At 66.1% G+C, this 18603-nt stretch carries 17 protein-coding genes; 15 read left to right on the plus strand and 2 right to left on the minus strand.

Features of this window, described 5'->3' with window-relative positions:
* The first annotated feature begins 86 nt into the window (after positions 1–86).
* The 6 genes from pgsA (at position 87) to NLM15_RS39165 (ending at position 4223) form a co-directional block, all read left to right on the plus strand.
* The gene (pgsA, locus tag NLM15_RS39140; protein WP_254123288.1) at positions 87–704 is read left to right on the plus strand and encodes a CDP-diacylglycerol--glycerol-3-phosphate 3-phosphatidyltransferase; all 618 of its coding nucleotides are present in this window, start codon (positions 87–89) and stop codon (positions 702–704) included.
* Positions 701–952 (plus strand): molybdopterin converting factor subunit 1, encoded by a 252-nt coding sequence (gene moaD / locus NLM15_RS39145; protein ID WP_254123289.1) that lies wholly within the window; start codon positions 701–703, stop codon positions 950–952. The genes pgsA and moaD overlap by 4 nt, the downstream gene beginning before the upstream one ends.
* Positions 953–955: 3 nt before the next feature.
* Positions 956–1453, plus strand: coding sequence for a molybdenum cofactor biosynthesis protein MoaE (locus NLM15_RS39150; RefSeq protein ID WP_254123290.1), 498 nt, complete (start codon positions 956–958; stop codon positions 1451–1453).
* Positions 1453–2412 (plus strand): 50S ribosomal protein L3 N(5)-glutamine methyltransferase, encoded by a 960-nt coding sequence (gene prmB, locus NLM15_RS39155; RefSeq protein ID WP_254123291.1) that lies wholly within the window; start codon positions 1453–1455, stop codon positions 2410–2412. The genes NLM15_RS39150 and prmB overlap by 1 nt, the downstream gene beginning before the upstream one ends.
* 90 nt (positions 2413–2502) lie before the next feature.
* Entirely contained in the window at positions 2503–3090 is a 588-nt protein-coding gene (locus tag NLM15_RS39160; RefSeq protein ID WP_254123292.1) for a phage holin family protein, read from the plus strand.
* A gap of 2 nt (positions 3091–3092) precedes the next feature.
* Positions 3093–4223 (plus strand): YihY/virulence factor BrkB family protein, encoded by a 1131-nt coding sequence (locus NLM15_RS39165; RefSeq protein ID WP_254123293.1) that lies wholly within the window; start codon positions 3093–3095, stop codon positions 4221–4223.
* A 48-nt stretch (positions 4224–4271) separates the two neighbouring features.
* On the opposite strand, the gene NLM15_RS39170 is transcribed toward NLM15_RS39165, so the two are convergent.
* On the minus strand, positions 4272–5111 hold the full coding sequence (locus NLM15_RS39170) for a class I SAM-dependent methyltransferase (protein WP_254123294.1): 840 nt from the start codon (positions 5109–5111) through the stop codon (positions 4272–4274).
* Between the two features lie 120 nt (positions 5112–5231).
* Between NLM15_RS39170 and NLM15_RS39175 the strand changes: the two genes are divergently transcribed.
* From NLM15_RS39175 to NLM15_RS39185, 3 genes are all read left to right on the plus strand, one after another.
* Positions 5232–6794 carry a winged helix-turn-helix domain-containing protein gene (locus tag NLM15_RS39175; protein ID WP_254123295.1) on the plus strand — a complete coding sequence of 521 codons (1563 nt, stop codon included), beginning with the start codon at positions 5232–5234 and terminating at the stop codon, positions 6792–6794.
* Between the two features lie 145 nt (positions 6795–6939).
* A complete protein-coding gene (locus tag NLM15_RS39180) occupies positions 6940–8424 on the plus strand; it encodes an EAL domain-containing protein (protein WP_254123296.1) in 1485 nt (494 codons plus the stop codon).
* A 15-nt stretch (positions 8425–8439) separates the two neighbouring features.
* Positions 8440–9294: a TIGR01459 family HAD-type hydrolase gene (locus NLM15_RS39185; protein ID WP_254123297.1), complete on the plus strand. Its 855-nt coding sequence runs from the start codon at positions 8440–8442 to the stop codon at positions 9292–9294.
* Positions 9295–9512: 218 nt separating this feature from the next.
* Here NLM15_RS39185 and NLM15_RS39190 read toward each other — a convergent pair whose 3' ends face one another.
* A complete protein-coding gene (locus NLM15_RS39190; protein ID WP_007596883.1) occupies positions 9513–9908 on the minus strand; it encodes a response regulator in 396 nt (131 codons plus the stop codon).
* A gap of 231 nt (positions 9909–10139) precedes the next feature.
* Between NLM15_RS39190 and NLM15_RS39195 the strand changes: the two genes are divergently transcribed.
* From NLM15_RS39195 to NLM15_RS39220, 6 genes are all read left to right on the plus strand, one after another.
* Positions 10140–11111, plus strand: coding sequence for a bifunctional riboflavin kinase/FAD synthetase (locus tag NLM15_RS39195; protein WP_254123298.1), 972 nt, complete (start codon positions 10140–10142; stop codon positions 11109–11111).
* Between the two features lie 204 nt (positions 11112–11315).
* Complete coding sequence (gene ileS, locus NLM15_RS39200) at positions 11316–14315, plus strand: isoleucine--tRNA ligase (protein WP_254123299.1); 3000 nt, start codon at positions 11316–11318, stop codon at positions 14313–14315.
* Positions 14316–14325: 10 nt separating this feature from the next.
* Positions 14326–14820 (plus strand): signal peptidase II, encoded by a 495-nt coding sequence (lspA, locus tag NLM15_RS39205; protein WP_254123300.1) that lies wholly within the window; start codon positions 14326–14328, stop codon positions 14818–14820.
* A gap of 96 nt (positions 14821–14916) precedes the next feature.
* Positions 14917–15639, plus strand: a complete 723-nt coding sequence (locus tag NLM15_RS39210) for a hypothetical protein (protein ID WP_254123301.1) — start codon at positions 14917–14919, stop codon at positions 15637–15639.
* Positions 15640–15842: 203 nt separating this feature from the next.
* A complete protein-coding gene (locus NLM15_RS39215) occupies positions 15843–17237 on the plus strand; it encodes a M16 family metallopeptidase (protein ID WP_375166916.1) in 1395 nt (464 codons plus the stop codon).
* Complete coding sequence (locus NLM15_RS39220) at positions 17234–18601, plus strand: pitrilysin family protein (RefSeq protein WP_254123303.1); 1368 nt, start codon at positions 17234–17236, stop codon at positions 18599–18601. Before NLM15_RS39215 ends, NLM15_RS39220 begins: the two co-directional genes overlap by 4 nt.
* Positions 18602–18603 lie beyond the last annotated feature (2 nt).

An 18603-nucleotide genomic window follows, 5' to 3' on the forward strand; every position in this document is an offset into this window, starting at 1 on the left:
CGGGGTCATATGGTCGTCGTCTCCCACACCCCATGTGTGGGGATGGGACGGTTGACCTTAGGGCACCAGCGGTATTGGTAGGACGGATGAACATCGCCACGACACGAGGGACGACCAGCCGCGCGATGTCCCTCCCGAACATCCTGACCTATGGCCGGATCGCCGCGATCCCGGTCGTGGTCGGGTGCATCTATGCCCAGTCGATCATGGACGGCCCGCTGTGGCTGCGCTGGGTCGCGGTCGCCATTTTCATCGCGGCCGCGGTCACCGACTACCTCGACGGCTATTACGCGCGGATCTGGAATCAGCAATCCGCGTTCGGCCGGATGCTCGATCCGATCGCCGACAAGCTGCTGGTCGCCTCGTGCCTGCTGATGCTGGCCGCCGACGGCATCATCCACGGCTGGTCGCTGTGGGCCGCCATCGTGATCCTGTGCCGCGAGATCCTGGTCTCGGGCCTGCGCGAATATCTCGCGGCGTTGCGGGTAAGCGTGCCCGTGACCAAGCTTGCCAAGTGGAAGACGACCGTTCAGCTCATCGCCATCGGCTTCCTGCTGGCTGGCCCGGCCGGCGACGAGGTGGTGCCCCTGGTCTCGATGATCGGACTGGCGCTGCTGTGGGCCTCGGCCATCCTGACCATGTACACCGGCTACGACTATTTCCGGGCCGGCATCCATCACCTCATCAAGGAGGATGAGGGATGAAGGTGAAGTACTTCGCCTGGGTGCGCGAGCGCGTCGGCAAGGCCGAGGAGACCATCGAGCCGCCCGCGACCGTACGCACCGTCGAGGAGCTGATCGCCTGGCTGTCCGGCCAGAGCGAGGCCTATGCCTACGCCTTCGAGAAACCGAAGGTGATCCGCACCGCGATCGACCATGCCCACGTCAAACCGGACGCGGTGATCGCGGGCGCCCGCGAGATCGCGTTCTTCCCGCCGATGACCGGCGGCTAGGCCATGACCTCCCCTGTCACCACCTCCCCTGTCGCCACCTGCCCCGTCACCATCCGCATCCAGGAAGACGATTTCGACATCGCGCGCGAGATCGCGATCCTGACCGCGAGCCGCACCGACATCGGCGCCGTCGTGAGCTTTTCCGGCATCTGCCGCGGCGACGAGGACAGCGCGAAGATCGCCGCGCTCACGCTCGAGCACTATCCCGGCATGGCGGAAGAGGAGATCAAGCGCCATGCCGACGAAGCTGTATCGCGCTGGCCGCTGAACGGCGTCACCATCATCCACCGTGTGGGGCGGTTCATGCCGGGGCAGAACATCGTGCTGGTGCTGACGGCCTCGCAGCACCGCCAGGCGGCGTTCCAGGCCGCCGAGTTCCTGATGGATTATCTCAAGACCAACGCGCCGTTCTGGAAAAAAGAAGAGAGTGCCGCCGGCACCGGCTGGGTCGAGGCCCACGCCCGTGACGACGAGGCCACCGCACGCTGGACCCGATCCTGATGGCAAGAGCATCCAAGAAGACCGTGCGCGGCCGCGCCGCGCCAAAGCTCGCGAAGGTCGGCCGCGGCGAACTGCTCACGCTGATCGATTTCGTCCGCTATGCGGTGAGCCGCTTCAATGAGGCGAAGCTCGCCTTCGCCCATGGCACGACCGATCCCGTCGCCGAAGCCGTGTTCCTGGTCTGCGAAACCCTGCATCTGCATCCCGACCAGTTCGAGATCTTTGCCCATGCCTGCGTCACCACGGCGGAAGGCAAGACCATCCTCGACCTCATCCATCAGCGCGTCACCACGCGCAAACCGGCCGCCTATCTCGTCAACAAGATCTACATGCGCGGCCTGCCCTTCTATGTCGACGAGCGCGTCATCGTTCCGCGCTCCTTCATTGGCGAGCTGCTGGACTCGCATTTCGGCGGCGACGGCGAGGTCGGCTCGCTGATCGACGACCCCACGGCCGTCGAGCGCGTGCTCGATCTCTGCACGGGCTCGGGGTGCCTGGCGATCCTCGCCGCGCATCATTTCCCGAACGCTGTGATCGACGCCGTCGACATCTCCAAGGGCGCGCTGGAAGTCGCCACGCGCAATGTCACCGAGCACGGGCTCGATGAACGGATCGCGCTGCACCGGGGCGATTTGTTCGCTCCGCTTAGCGACAACAAATACGATTTGATCATCACCAACCCGCCTTACGTCGATGCGGACGGCATGGCGGCGCTGCCGCCGGAGTGCCGCGCCGAGCCGAAGCTTGCCTTCGACGGCGGCGCCGACGGCCTCGATGTGGTGCGCCGCATCCTGCGCGATGCGCCCGACCACCTGACGGCGGATGGCGGGCTGATCTGCGAGATCGGCCGCGGCCGCGAACTGGTCGACGAGGCCTTCCCGGAACTGCCGCTGCTCTGGCTGGACACCGAGGAGTCCGAGGGCGAGGTGTTCTGGATCGCGGCTGCCGATCTCGGCTGATCCGTCACGGCACCCCGCTCCGCGCGGAACAAGTCAAATTCCGCCACGTTCATCCCCCGACGAATTTTCTCGCTCTCGGAGGATGCCCGCATGCTCGCGCCATCGGGTGAATTGCTGCGCGCCGGCATGGCGCTGAAACTCAACCATCTCAGACGCGCCGCCCGGTCCTATCTGCGCGACCGCACCGATCAGGCCACGGGACGCGTGACGTCCTATGCGGTCGCGGCGGGGCTGTTCGCAGCGGCAGCGCTGTTCCTGATCGCCACCTTCTTTGTCGGCTTGATGGCCCTGTATCGTTGGGTCGCGATCGCTTACGGACAATTCTGGGGGTTCGGTGCCGTCGCGGCCGTGCTCCTGGTGCTGGCCGCGTGCTGCGCCGGCTTGGCTCTGGCCCAGATGAAGCGTCGGGACAAGCCGATCGTGCCGCTTGCCAGCCGGATGCGCGTTGCGATCGCCACGCCGCGGATCCCGCGCGGAACGGTCAAGCAGGCCGTGAAGGAGGTCGCGACGACGATTCCGCTGGTGCCGCTCGCACCGGGCGAACGCAGCCGTAGCGGCAACGCCCCGTCGGCGCGGACTCACCGGCCCGTGCAACTTGGCTTGATGCTCGCAGCCGTCGGGCTGCTGGGCTTCACCGCCGCGCGCCGGCGGCGGCACGGCCACCGATTGGACGCCTGAAAATGCGTGCGCGGTCCACCGAGCAGCTCGACAGTTGGGTGCTGGTCGCCGCCACGGCCGTCTTCGTGCTGACTGCGGAACGCTACTTCCAGGAGTCCGGCGTCATTCGGCCGGGGCCCCCGCAAGACCATCGCAACAATGAAGCAAGTTCACCGGAGACGAGCCCAGCAGGCGCAGCCGTGCAGCCAGGCCATGGCCGCCGGGCAAGGAGCCCGTTCACAATTCCCTGGGCGGGCTGGAAGGATATCTTCTGGCGTACCTATCAGCGCATCGACGACGATCGCCTGCTTGCGACCGCGGGCGGCGTCGTCTTCTTCGGGCTGCTCGCGATCTTTCCCGCCGTGACCGCGCTGGTCTCGTCCTACGGACTGTTCGCCGATCCCTCGACGATCAGCTCCAACCTGCAGACGCTCGCGACGATGCTGCCCGAAGGCTCGTTCCAGATCGTCGAGGACCAGGTCGCGCGCGTGGTGTCGAACGGCAATGCGACCCTCGGTGTCGCCTTCCTGTCCGGCCTCCTGCTCGCGATCTGGAGCGCCAATGCCGGCGTGAAATCCATCTTCGACGCCCTCAACGTCGCCTATGAGGAGCGCGAGAAGCGCAGCTTCATCAAGCTGAACCTGGTGTCGCTGGCCTTCACGGTCGGCGGCATCGCGGCGCTGTTGTTGATGGTGGGCACCGTGGTCGCCTTCCCGCTCGCGCTCGATCATCTCGGCATGGCGCCCGAGAGCAAGTTGATCGTGGCGCTGGCGCGATGGCCGCTCCTGTTCCTGATCCTGCTCGCGGCGCTCGCGGTCCTCTACCGCTTCGCCCCCAGCCGCGATGCGCCGCGCTGGCAATGGCTGAGCCTCGGCGCGGTGGCGGCCGCCATCCTCTGGATTGCCGGCTCGGCGCTGTTGTCCTGGTATCTCTCGGCCTTCGCCAATTACAACGCGACCTATGGCTCGCTCGGCGCGGCGATCGGCCTGATGATGTGGATGTGGATGTCCGCCATCGTCATCATGTTCGGAGCGGAGCTGAACTCGGAAATCGAGCGGCAGACCCTGCGCGACACGACCACCGGACCGGCCAAGCCGCTCGGCAGCCGCGAGGCCGTCTCGGCCGACACGGTCGGCGCCGCCGCGCCATGTTGATGGACGGCGGTCAGGCCGAACGCCGGCCTGACCGCATCACGACGGGGATCAGCGCTTGCTGATCACCGCCTCCAGATATTCGCTGTGCACGACGACCGTGCCGTCGTCGGCATGGTTGAACTCGCCGAGCAGCGTCATGAGATCACGGCGCAGCGCCGCCTGGCCGCTCTCGTCGAGCGCGGCGAACGCCTTCAGCATCGGCCCGTAATAGGACTTGAAGACGTCGAGCCAGTGCTCCGGCGAGCGATAGCGGAACACGAACATGCGCGGTTCGGCAACGATCTCCGAAGCCTGGCTTGCGAACATCTCCTCGAGCCGCGCCGGCGTGCCCCACAAGGCAGGTGATTTCACACCGGCCGGCGGGGCGACATGCTTGCCGATAGTCTTGAACAGCTGGCCGATGAAGCCCTGCGGCGTCCAGTTGGCGAGGCCGATCTTGCCGCCGGATCTGCAGACCCGCGCCAGCTCGGAGGCCGCCTTGTCCTGGTCCGGCGTGAACATCACGCCGAAGGTCGAGAGCACGACGTCGTAGCTCGCATCGGCAAACGGCAGCGCTTCGGCATCCGCCTCGCGAAATTCGACCGTCAGGTGGTCCGCCGCCGCCCGCTCCTGTCCGCGCTTGAGCAGTGCCGGCACGTAATCGGTGGATGTGACGTCACACCAGCGCCGTGCCGCGGCCAGGGTCGCATTGCCGTTGCCGGCGGCGACGTCCAGCACCTTGCTGCCGGCGCGCAAATCCAGGGCCTCACAGAGCTGTTCGCCGACGATCTGCAAGGTGGTGCCGACGATCGCATAGTCGCCGGACGACCAGGCGCCGTGCTGGCGCTGCTTGACGGCGGCAAGATCGGGTTGGGCGGAGGCTGGCTTGAGCGCGGCGGATGTCGACATGGCAATCTCCTGCGGTTGAAAACGCCGGGACGATAGGGCGCATCCGCTGCGCTGGCCTTGAGAGCGACGTTATTTTACGCTGAGAGCACCTTGATTTCCGAACGGTAACCGAGGGGCGGCGTGGCGTTTCAGTTCGAGGATTTCGTGCTCGACCCCGAGCGCCGCGAATTGCGGCGGGCGGAGACGCTCATCGCGCTCGAGCCCCAGGTGTTCGATCTCCTGATCTATCTCATCCGCAACCGCGAGCGCGTGGTGACGCGGGACAATCTGCTCGATGCGATCTGGAACGGCCGCGTCGTCTCGGAATCGACGCTGACCAGCCGGATCAACGCCGCACGGCGCGCGGTTGGCGACAATGGCGAGGAGCAGCGGCTGATCCGCACCATCGCGCGCAAGGGCGTGCGGTTCGTCGGCGAGGTGACCGAACCCTCCGAGGCGGCAACGCCGGCGGCGACGATCCGGCGCGCCGCCCCGGCACCGGCGGGCTTGCCGCTGCCCGACCGTCCCGCGATCGCGGTCCTGCCCTTCACCAATATGAGCGGCGAGGCCGAGCAGGACTATTTTTCCGACGGCATCAGCGAGGACATCATCACCGCGCTGTCGAAGCTGCGCTGGTTCTTCGTGATCGCGCGCAACTCCTCCTTCATCTACAAGGGCCGCACGGTTCACCTGCGGCAGATCGCCGAGGAGCTCGGCGTGCGCTATGTCGTCGAGGGCAGCGTCCGCAAGGACGGTGGCCGCGTCCGCATCACCGCGCAGCTCAACGACGTCGCTACCGGCAGCCATCTGTGGGCCGAACGCTACGACCGCGAGCTCGCCGACGTCTTCGCCGTGCAGGACGGGATCACGGAAGCGATCGTCGCCGCGATCGAGCCGCAGCTCTACGCCGCCGAAAGCTTTCGCGCCCAGCAGAAGCCGCCGGACAGCATGGACGCCTGGGATCTGCTGATGCGTGCGCTGTCGCATTACTGGCGTGTGACGCGGCAGGATCATGTCGTGGCGCAGGCCCTGCTCGAGAAGGCCATCGCGCTCGACCCGAACTATGGCAAGGCACTCGGCCTGCTCGGCACCAGCTACATGTTCACGGCGCATATGGGCTGGATGGAGATGGCCACCGCTATCTCCGCCGCCGAGCGCGCGGCGCGGGCCGCGATCCGCGCCGACGACGAGGATGCCTGGGCGCATAATGCGCTCGGCCATGTCGACCTGTTCGCGCGGCGGTTCGACGACTCGCTCGCCGAATTCGAGACCGCGCTCCGGCTCAATCCGAATTTTGCGCTGGCACAGGGCTATTATGGCCTGGCGCTGAGCTATTGCGGCCGCTGGCGGGACGCCGACGAGGCCGCGCGCCGCGCGATCCGCCTCAGCCCGCGCGACCCCTATGCGCCGGTCTATTTCGGCATCGCCGCCTTCGCCCGCTTCCTGGGCAGCGACTACGAGGAAGCCATCCGGCTCGCACAGGAGGCGCTGCGCCAGCGCAGCGACTTCGTCGGCGGGCATCGGGTGCTGGTCGCAGCCGCCGCCATGGCCGGGCAGACCGAGATCGCGCGCGCGGCCCTGAAGGAGCTCCATCGCGCTCAGCCGAACGTGTCGCTGGCCTGGATCGCCGAGTTCATGCCGATCAAGCTCGACGCCGACCGCGAGCACTACCTCGAAGGCTTTCGCCGCGCCGGCCTGACCTGAGCCGCACGGAGGCCGCTATCCCCTCGAATCAACAATGGTGTTAAGCTCGTTTTGCTTTGGGGGAGCATGAGGCGTGACGGGTTCGCACACTGACCCGTGTTTTCCCGGGGTGAGGCAGTCAGCTCTTTGAGGCGTAACGCGCGGCATGATTCGCATTTCGACGATCTTCATCGCCATCTGCATGGTTCTGGTCGCGGCCTCGCTCGGGCTTGTGCTCTACTCGGTCGCCGGCATCAGCGGAACCGAATCCGCCATCGTGGCGCTGACCGCGCTGACCTTCCTGATCCTCTACAACGCGGTGTCGATGCGGCTGCGCGACCGCAGCGACGTCGGCGGCCAGATCGCCGACCTCTCGCGCGGCACCGCCGACCTCGCCCGCCAGGTCGCCGAGTTCGGCCGCCGGTTGGCTGCGATCGAGGGGCGCATCGCCTCGTCGAATTCGACCAACTCCGACCGCATCCAGTCCGTGGTCGGCGAGATCAACGAACTCGGCGGGCTGGTCAGGCAACTCGCCAGCACCGTCTCGACCCATGAAGACCTCCTGGCGGGGGCCACGCCGACACCCTCCCCCGCTCCGGTCGCCGCGCCCGAACTGATGGCGCCGCTCGACCTGATGGCGACGGTCGAGGAGCGGCCGGTTGCGCCGCCGCTCCCCGCGGCGCCCCCGGCCCCCGCAGCGCAGCCGCGGCCCGCGCCGGCGCTCCAGACCCAGGCCGCCAATGGCCGCAACCAGACCCAGTTGCTGGCCACGCTGCGCAACGCCATCGACGAGAACCGCATCGACATCTTCCTCCAGCCGATGGTGACGCTGCCGCAGCGCAAGGTGCGGTTCTACGAGGCGGTGACGCGCCTGCGCGACGAGCGCGACCAGCTGATCGCCGCCGAGGAGTTCATCAGCATCGCCGAAGCCTCAGGTCTGATCGGACGCATCGACAACATGGTGATGCTGCGCTGTGTGCAGGTGCTGCGCCGCCTGATGGTGCGCAACAAGGATGTCGGCGTGTTCTGCAACGTCGCAGCCTCCACGCTCGGCAATTCCACCAGCTTCGCGCAGTGCCTCGACTTCCTCGAAGCCAACCGGGCGTTGGCGCCATCGCTGGTGCTGGAGTTCAAGCAGTCGACCTTCCGCAATCTCGGCCCGGCCGAGACCGAGAATCTCGCCGCGCTGGCCCAACGCGGTTTCCGCTTCTCGATCGACCATGTCACGGACCTCAGGATCGAGCCGCGCGAGCTCGCCGATCGCGGCGTGCGCTTCATCAAGGTGCCGGCCTCGCTCCTGCTCGACCCCCGGCAAGCCTCGACCTCGGACATCCACCCTTCCGACCTCTCCGACCTGCTCGGCCGCTTCGGCATCGACCTGATCGCCGAGCGGATCGAGGGCGAGCGCGCGGTGGTCGACCTGCTCGACTACGACGTACGGTTCGGCCAGGGGTTCCTGTTCGCGCCGCCCCGGCCATTGCGGCCGGATGGAGCATCTGCTACCGGCGGGGCCTCGCCGAACCAGGCGCAGGATATTCAGGGATCCAATGGCTCCGCTTCCCCCAGCCAAGGTACGACATCTGGCGCGCCGTCTTCAGCGCCTCCGCCCCAGCGCACCACCGGCAACGCGGCGCTCGCGCGCCGCATCTGATCGGCCGCACGCATCATGACAACACTGCATTTCGCCGAAAGCCTGCGCGAACTCGTGGGCGGCGTCGACGTCGTGCTCAGCGACATCTGGGGCGTGGTTCACAACGGCCTGGAATCCTTCCCCGAGGCCTGCGAGGCGCTGCACACCTATCGCAGCCGTGGCGGTACGGTGATCCTGATCACCAACGCACCGCGCCCCGCGGACTCCGTGCAGCGGCAGTTGCGCAAGCTCGGCGTGGCCGACGAAACCTATGACGCGATCGTCTCGTCGGGCGATTTGACGCGGCTCTATGTCGCCGAGCATCCCGGAAGCAGGATGTTCTGGCTCGGCCCCGAGCGCGACAACTCGATCTATCGCGGCCTCGATGCGACGACCGCGCCGCTGGAAGAGGCCGACTACATCGTCTGCACCGGCCTCTATGACGACGAGACCGAGACGGCGGAAGACTATCGCGGCATGATGCTGAAGGCGCGCGAGCGCAAGCTGACGCTGGTCTGCGCCAACCCCGACATCGTGGTGGAGCGCGGCGACCGGCTGATCTATTGCGCCGGCGCGATCGCGGAACTCTATCGCGAACTCGGCGGCGAAGTGATCTTCTACGGCAAGCCGCATCGTCCGATCTACGAGCGCGCGATGGCGCTCGCCGGCGAGCGCCAGGGCCATCAGATCGACCGCAGGAAGGTGCTGGCGATCGGCGATTCCGTCCGCACCGACCTCACCGGCGCGCGCGAATTCGGCATCGACTGCCTGTTCGTCACCCGCGGCATCCATGCCGAGGAGTTCGAGGGGCTCGACCAGCTCGACCCGAATTCCGTGATGGAATTGTTCGGTCACCCGCCGAAGGCGCTGATGCGCGAATTGAAGTGGTGATGGCGCGGCTCGCGCAGGTGCTGCGGGCTTAGACCAATTGCTGAGACCCAACAGCCGTCATGGCCGGGCTTTAGCCGTCCGAAGGACAGTGTCGCTCCCGCTCGCCCATGAGCTAGCCGCACGCGAGTTCCTTCGCAGATCAACAAACGCGGATGCCCGGGACAAAGCCCGGGCATGACGTTCCCAATGGAAGATTTTTGATCCGGCGAAGAGCGCGCTTACGCGCTCGCCATGTCCGGGAAGACCGCTTCGATCTTGGTCTTCAGCGTCGCCGCGTTGAACGGCTTGACGATGTAGTTGTTCACGCCGGCCTTCTTGGCCGCGATCACGTTCTCGGTCTTCGATTCCGCGGTGATCATGATGAAGGGCGTGGTGGCGAGGTTCGGATCCGCGCGCACTTCGCGCAGCAGGTCGTAACCCGTCATCGGCTCCATGTTCCAATCGGAAATCACGAGCCCGTACTTCTTGCCACGCATCTTGTTCAGCGCCGCCGAACCGTCGCTTGCATCATCGATATTCTCGAAGCCAAGCTGCTTCAGGAGATTCCTGATGATACGGATCATGGTGCTGTAGTCATCAACCACCAGAACCGACATCGACAAATCAACCGCCATCTCGACTCCCCCAACGCAAACCCAGGAAATATTACGATCGGACCAGCCGGACCTCAGCCCCGCTGTTCCACATTTCAAGGACTAGCACCAAGGCGTTAAACAGCGCGTTAACTGGGCGCGCCTCCGAAGGACTGAAATCATGTTCAATGCGGCCGGCCCCCTGCCGCTTGACTTCATCCGGCCGGTCAAGCCACGGTCCGGACCGGTCCTGCCGCTTCGAGAATTCCCCTGATGGTCCCGCATTTTACCGTTATCCGCGACTCCACGCCGGATTCCGCGATTTTGAGGGGCGCCGTGGTCGCCATGGGCAATTTCGACGGCGTTCACCTCGGCCATCGCGCGGTGATCGCAGCGGCCCTGGAAATGGGCCGGACGCATGGCCGCCCTGCGCTGGCATTGACCTTCGAGCCGCATCCGCGCCGGTTTTTCAGCCCGAACACCCCGCAATTCCGCCTGACGGACGAGCGGGCCAAGCTGCGGCTTTTGGCCGGCACCGGGCTGGCCGGCGCCGTGGTCATGACCTTCGACAAGGCCAGGGCCGGAACCAGCGCGCAAGATTTCATTCACCATGACCTGATCGGGCGCCTCGGCGTCAGCGGAATTGCGGTCGGCTACGACTTTCATTTCGGCAAGGGCCGCGTCGGCTCGCCGAGCCTCCTGACGCACGAGGCGCCCCGGCTCGGCATCGAGGTCGACGTGCAGCCGCATGTCGACATCGACGAGCGGCCGGTCTCCTCCAGCGCCATCCGGATCGCGCTCGCGGAGGGGCAGCTCGACGAAGCCACCACCATGCTGGGCGCGCCGTGGTTCGTCTCCGGCGAGGTGATTCACGGCGAGAAGCGCGGCCGCGACCTCGGCTATCCCACCGCCAACATCCGCCTCGATGGCAATTGCGGCCTCAAGCACGGCATCTACGCCGTGCGGGTCGGCCGTGGCACCGAGCGGCTGGACGGGGTGGCAAGCTTTGGCCGCCGCCCGACTTTCGACAACGGCGCCCCGCTGCTGGAAATCTTCCTGTTCGACTTCAAGGGCGACCTCTACGGGCAAGCGCTCGACTGCGCCTTCATCGGTTTCATCCGCGAGGAGCTGAAATTCGACAGCCTGGATGCCCTGATCCGCCAGATGGACGACGATTCCGCCCGCGCCCGCGCCATGCTGGCCGCCGCCCCGGACGCTTTTCCGCGGCTTGGCGTGATCGATTAAGGCCCAAATCCGGCCCGCCGAACCTTTTGCGCTTCCCTTGGCCCCCTGCTATGGAGTGCCCATGTTTGCGCGGCGCATCATAGGGATTAGCGGCCCGGCTTCCGCCTGAGCCCAAGGGCTCGGCGCAAGACCGGGATTTTGTCGTTTCACCCCGCGATTCCGCATCGCCATCCGTTCCCGCGCCCTTCCGAGCCAGTCAGCCCCATGTCCGAAAAGCCGCAAAAGCCCGACGCCAAAGACTATTCCAAGACCCTTTATTTGCCGCAGACCGAATTCCCGATGCGCGCCGGCCTGCCGCAGCGCGAGCCGGAACTGCTGAAATACTGGAACGACATCGGCCTCTACGACAAGCTGCGCCAGGAGGCCGAGGGCCGCGCCAAATTCGTACTGCATGACGGCCCGCCCTACGCCAACGGCAACATCCATATCGGGCACGCGCTGAACAAGATCCTCAAGGATGTCGTGACCAAGAGCCAGCAGATGCTCGGCTTCGACTCCAACTACGTGCCCGGCTGGGACTGCCACGGCCTGCCGATCGAATGGAAGATCGAGGAAGAGAACTACCGCAAGAAGGGCAAGCAGAAGCCCGATTTCCGCGACTCCGCCGCGATGGTGGCGTTCCGTAAAGAGTGCCGCGCCTATGCGAGCCACTGGATCGACGTGCAGCGCGAGGAATTCAAGCGGCTCGGCATCATCGGCGATTGGGACCATCCCTATCAGACGATGACCTACCCCGCCGAAGCGCAGATCGCGCGCGAGCTGATGAAGTTCGCGGCCAACGGCACGCTGTATCGCGGCTCCAAGCCGGTGATGTGGAGCGTGGTCGAGAAGACCGCGCTGGCGGAAGCCGAGGTCGAGTACGAGGACTACACGTCCGACATGGTGTGGGTGAAATTCCCGGTCACCTCGCCGGCTCATGGCGCGCTCGCCTCCGCAAGCGTCGTGATCTGGACCACCACGCCCTGGACGCTGCCCGGCAACCGCGCCATCTCGTTCTCGCCGAAGATCGCCTACGGCCTCTACAAGGTGACGGACGCGCCCAGCGACAATTGGACCAAGACCGGCGACCTCCTGATCCTGGCCGATGCGGTGGCCGCAGAGGTGTTCAAGCAGGCGCGCGTCACGTCCTATGAGAAAGTGCGCGACATTCCCGGCGACACGCTGGACGCCGTCGAATGCGCCCATCCCTTGCGCGGCCTCGATGGCGGTTACGAGTTCATCGTGCCGCTGCTCGCCGGCGATCATGTCACCGACGACACCGGCACCGGCTTCGTGCACACCGCCCCCGGCCATGGCCGCGAGGACTTCGATGTCTGGATGGCGAATGCGCGCGAGCTTGACGCGCGCGGCATCCCAACCGCGATCCCCTATACCGTCGACGAGAACGGCGCCTACACCGCACAGGCGCCCGGCTTCACCGGCAAGCGCGTGCTCAACGACAAGGGCGAAAAGGGCGATGCCAACGAGGCCGTGATCAAGGCGCTGATCGAGGGCGGCAAGCTGCTCGCGCGCGGCCGTCTCAAGCACCAATATCCGCATTCGTGGCGCTCGAAGAAGCCGGTGATCTTCCGCAACACGCCGCAATGGTTCATCGCGATGGACAAGGACATCAGCGAGGATGGCCACGCGAAGAAGGGCGACACGCTGCGCGCCCGCGCGCTGCGTGCGATCTCGGTCACGCAATGGGTGCCGCCGTCGAGCGAGAACCGCATCAACGGGATGATCGCCAACCGCCCGGACTGGGTGATCTCGCGCCAGCGCGCCTGGGGCGTGCCGATCGCCGTGTTCGTGCGCGAGAAGAGCGACGGCTCGGCCGAGATCCTGCAGGACGAGATCGTCAACCAGCGCATCAGCGAAGCCTTCATGGAAGAAGGCGCCGACGCCTGGTACATGGACGGCGCCCGCGAGCGCTTCCTCGGCTCTCGCGCGAGTGAAGACTGGAAGAAGGTCGACGACATCTGCGACGTCTGGTTCGATTCCGGCTCCACGCACGCCTTCGTGCTCGAGGATCGGCAGAACTTCCCGCAGCTCGGCAACATCGTCCGCAAGATCGACGGCGGCAACGACACCGTGATGTATCTGGAAGGCAGCGACCAGCATCGCGGCTGGTTCCATTCCTCGCTGCTGGAAAGCGCGGGCACGCGGGGCCGCGCGCCCTACGATATCGTGCTGACCCACGGCTTCACGCTCGACGAGAACGGCCGCAAGATGTCGAAGTCGCTCGGCAACACCGTCGAGCCGCAGAAGGTGATCAAGGATTCGGGCGCGGACATCCTGCGCCTGTGGGTCTGCGCTACCGACTATGCCGACGATCAGCGCATCGGCCCGGAGATCCTGAAAAACACCATCGAGACCTATCGCAAGCTGCGCAACTCGATCCGCTGGATGCTTGGCACGCTGCATCACTTCAAGCCGAGCGAGAAGGTCGCCTACGCCGAGATGCCCGAGCTCGAGCGGCTGATGCTGCACGAACTGGCCGGCCATGCCGAAACCGTTCGCAAGGCCTATGCCGCCTTCGACTACAAGACCGTCGTCGCAAGCCTCTCGGCCTTCATGAACTCCGAGCTGTCGGCGTTCTACTTCGATATCCGCAAGGACACGCTGTATTGCGACCCGCCGTCCTCGCCGGCGCGCAAGGCCGCGCTCACCACGATCGACCTGTTGTGCGATGCCCTCCTGAAATGGCTCGCGCCGATCCTGAGCTTCACGACCGAGGAAGCCTGGCGGATGTTCCGGCCGAAGGCGCAGCCGTCCGTCCATTTGACCCTGTTTCCCGACGGCATCGAGCAGCTCCGCGACGACAAGCTCGCCGCGAAGTGGGAGACGATCCGCAACGTCCGCCGCGTCGTCACCGGTGCGCTCGAGCTCGAACGCGCTGCCAAGAACATCGGCTCGTCGCTGGAGGCCTCGCCGGTGATCTACGTGGCCGATCGGGATATGCTGATGACCCTGTTCGACACCGATCTCGCCGAGGTCTGCATCACCTCGAACTACGAGGTGCGTGAGGGCGAGGCGCCGGCCAATGCGTTCCGTCTCGATGCCGTGCCCGGCGTCGCAGTCGTCGTCGAGAAGGCGGTCGGCACCAAATGCGCCCGCTCCTGGAAGATCTCGCCCATGGTGGGCGAAGACCCTGAATACCCCGACGTCACCCCGCGCGACGCCAAGGCGTTGCGCGAATGGAAGGCGTTGGGCGTAAGCGTCTGATCGGACGGCCATGACCCCGCTTCACGCCGGCATCCTCGCGGCCGTGGTCACGGTGGTGGCCGACCAGGCCTCAAAGCTCTGGCTGCTGAACGTGTTCGACCTCGCCCGCCGCGGCGTGGTGAAGGTGATGCCGTTCTTCGACCTGGTGCTGGCCTGGAATATCGGCATCAGCTTCGGCTGGCTCCAGAACGACAGCCAAGCGGCACAGATCGCGCTGATGGCGGTCAAGGCCGTCGCCGTGGTCGCGCTGGCGATCTGGATGGCGCGCTCGCACACCTGGCTTGCGACCGTCGCGCTGGGCCTGATCATCGGCGGCGCGATCGGCAACGGCATCGACCGCTTCGCCTACGGCGCGGTGGTCGATTTCGCCCTGTTCCATATCGAGATCGCCGGAAATACCTATAATTGGTATGTGTTTAACCTCGCGGACGTGGCCATCGTTGCTGGGGTGGCGGCGCTATTGTATGATTCCTTCCTGGGGGTACCCGCCGCAAAAGCGCCCTGATCCCGGCCGATACGGACCGGCAGGTGGAACCCTGCTTTTGCGAGCGTTTGGCCGCGCGCGAGCGGCAATCTGCCACAATATGGAACAGGTACAGCGATGCGCAGCTCGAAGACCAGCGGTTCGATGGTTCGAGACCCCAAATCGGGGGTCTGGCGGGCGTTGAAATTATCCGCTGTCGCGCTCGGCGTCGGCCTCGTCATGTCGGCAGGCGCGGCCCGCGCCGGTGACGACGACGAAGATGACGGGATGACCTTCGAAGAGAAGATCATCGACAATCTGATGTCCGGCATCGGCGCCAAAAGCATGGAAAAGCCCGGCATCGAATACCGCGAGCGCTCGCCGCTGGTGGTGCCGCCCAAGCTCGACCTGCCGCCTCCCGCGACCCAGGCCAAGGCCGCGCCGAACTGGCCCAAGGACCCCGAGGAGAAGCGGCGCAAGGAAGCCATCGCCGCGCGGAAGAAGGCCACCAAGGCGACGGAGAACTGGCAGGCCGCCCAGCCGCTGACGCCCGCCGAGATGAAGGCCGGCCAGGTCGCCGCGCCCGAGCGCACCAGCAATGATCCGATTCAGCCGGGCACCAACGCCAACCCGTCGCTCAGCCCCGCCCAGCTCGGTTTCTCCGGTGGCCTGTGGAACATGATGAAGGGCGGCAATAGCTCCGAAGAGAAGCAATTCACCACCGAGCCGCCGCGCTCGTCGCTGGTCGAGCCGCCGCCGGGCTACCAGACGCCGTCCCCGAACTACGCCTATGGCGCCGGGCCGGACAAGTCGCGCCGGACCTATTTCGACATCATGTCGGGCAAGGACAAGGAACAATAGCGTTCCTGTCCACCGCGACATCCTGACCGGCGCGGACCTGGCGCCGGCGGTTTATGCACGCCGGACGCGACCTGCAAATTGCTTATCAGTAACTTGCCTTCGAGCTGAGTTCTCTGCTTCGTGAGGCGAAGCCTCAGCCGCACGGTGTAGCATGCCGTGCCTCCGAGCCGGACATCCGGACCTCGGCCTTTTTCATAAGGATTATGATGTCCTCCTACCGATCGGCCGCCTGCCTCCTTGCCGCGCTGCTTTCGACAAGTGTCCTCTCAGCCGGCGCCGCCCTCGCCCAGACGACGGTGACATCGGCTCCGCCCGCCAGCTTCACGCTCGCCAACGGCATGCAGGTCGTGGTGATCCCGGACCACCGCACGCCCGTGGTCACGGAGATGATCTGGTACAAGGTCGGCTCGGCCGACGAGACGCCGGGCAAGTCCGGGCTCGCGCACTTCCTCGAGCACCTGATGTTCAAGGGCACTTCGAAGCATCCCGTCGGCGAATTCTCCCAGACCGTGCTCCGCGTCGGCGGCAACGAGAATGCCTCGACCTCGGTCGACTACACCAACTACTACCAGCGCGTGCCGAAAGAGCAGCTGCCGACCATGATGGAGTTCGAGGCCGACCGCATGACCGGCCTGATCCTCAAGGACGAGAACGTGCTGCCCGAGCGCGACGTCGTGCTCGAGGAGTACAACATGCGCGTCGCCAACAATCCGGACGCGCGGCTCAACGAGCAGATCATGGCCGCGCTTTATCTCAACCATCCCTACGGCCGGCCGGTGATCGGCTGGCACCAGGAGATCGAGAAGCTCGACCGCGAGGATGCGCTCGCCTTCTACCGCCGCTTCTACGCGCCGAACAACGCGATCCTGGTGATCGCCGGCGACGTCGAAGCCGCCGACATCCGTCCGCTGGTCGAACGCAATTTCGGCTCCATCCCGGCCCAGCCCGCGATCCCGGCGCGCCGCGTTCGTCCGCAGGAGCCGGAGCCGGCGGCACCGCGCACCGTCACGCTGGCCGATCCGCGCGTCGAGCAGCCGAGCCTGCGCCGCTACTACCTCGTGCCCTCGGCGACGACCGCCGCGGCCGGTGAAAGCGCGGCCCTCGACGTGCTGGCGCAGCTGATGGGCAGCGGCAGCAATTCCTATCTCTACCGCGCGCTCGTGGTCGACAAGCCGCTCGCGGTCTCCGCCAGCGCCAGCTATTCGAGCATCTCGCTCGACCCGACCCAGTTCGCGATCTCGGCCGCGCCGAAGCCGGGCGTCAGCTTTGCCGATGTCGAGCAAGTGGTCGACGGCGTCATCGCCGACATCGCCCAGAACCCAATCCGCGCCGAGGACCTCGAGCGGGTCAAGACCCAGCTCATTGCAGAGGCGATCTACGCCCAGGACAACCAGGCAGTGCTGGCGCGCTGGTATGGCGGCGCGCTGACCACGGGCCTGTCGATCGAGGACATCAGAAGCTGGCCCGACCGCATCCGCGCGGTCACCGCCGAGCAGGTTCGCACGGCTGCGCAGAAATGGCTCGAGAAGAAGCGCTCGGTGACGGGCTATCTGATCAAGGACACCAGTGCCGCCAAGCGCGAGGAGAAGCGTTCGTGACCTATCCCTTCCTTCGACGCGTTGCATTCTCCCTTGTCACCGGCGCGGCACTCGCGCTGGCGACGAGCTCGCCGTCGCAAGCCGCGGCAAAGATCCAGCACCTGACCTCGCCGGGCGGCATCGAAGCCTGGTTCGTGCAGGATGCGACCGTGCCGCTGATCGCCATGGAATATTCCTTTGCCGGCGGCGCGGCGCAGGATCCCAAGGACAAGGCCGGCGTCGCCAATCTGGTCGGCGATCTCCTCGACGAAGGCTCCGGCGATCTCGATTCCAAGACCTTCCATGAGCGGCTCGACCGCCGCGCCATCGAGCTCTCCTTCAGCGCCACGCGCGATACGTTCCGCGGCAGCCTGCGGATGCTGCGCGACAACAAGGACGAAGCCTTCGACCTGCTCAGGAGCGCGTTGACCTCGCCGCATTTCGACACCGCCGACGTCGAACGCATCCGCTCGCAGGTCATCTCGGGCCTGCGCCGCGAGACCACCAACCCGACCTCGCTGGCGAGCCGCAAATTCCTGGAGGTCGCCTTCGGCGATCATCCCTATGGCCGGCAGACCAACGGCAACCTCGACAGCGTGCCGACCATCACGGTCGCCGACATGAAGGACTATGTCGGCCGCGTGCTCGCAAAGGACGGGCTGAAGATCGCGGTCGTCGGCGACGTCGATCCGGCGACCCTCGGCAAGCTGCTCGATCACACGTTTGGCGCCCTGCCCGCCAAGGCCAAGCTCACGCCGGTCGCCGACGTCGAGGCTGCAAAGCCACCGCAGCGCGCCTTCGTGCAGCTTGACGTGCCGCAGACCGTGATCACCTTCGGCGGGCCCGGCGTGAAGCGCAGCGATCCGAACTTCATGGCGGCCTATGTCGTCAACCACATCCTGGGCGGCGGCGGACTGTCCTCGCGGCTCTATCGCGAGGTCCGCGAGAAGCGCGGGCTGGCTTATTCCGTGTTCGAATCGCTGCTCTGGATGGAGCATTCGGCGGTCTTCATCGGCAACACCGGCACCCGCGCCGACCGCGCCGGCGACACCATCGACGCCATCGACAAGGAAGTGCGCCGCATCGCCGAGGAGGGCCCGACGCAAAAGGAGCTCGACGAGGCCAAGTCCTACCTCAAGGGCTCGCAGATGCTGGCGCTGGATACGTCCTCCAAGCTCGCGCAGGCGCTGCTGCAATATCAGCAGGACAAGCTCCCGATCGACTATATCGAGAAGCGCAACGCCATCGTCGATGCGGTCACCCTGGACGACGCCAAGGCAGCCGCCAAGCGCCTCTGGGGCCAGGGGCTTCTGACCGTCGTCGTCGGCCGCGCGCCGCAGGCAGCCGCGCAGCCCGCAGCAGCACCGGCGACGAAGTCGAACTGACG

The sequence above is a fragment of the Bradyrhizobium sp. CCGB20 genome (genome assembly GCF_024199855.1).
Taxonomy (GTDB): Bacteria; Pseudomonadota; Alphaproteobacteria; order Rhizobiales; family Xanthobacteraceae; genus Bradyrhizobium.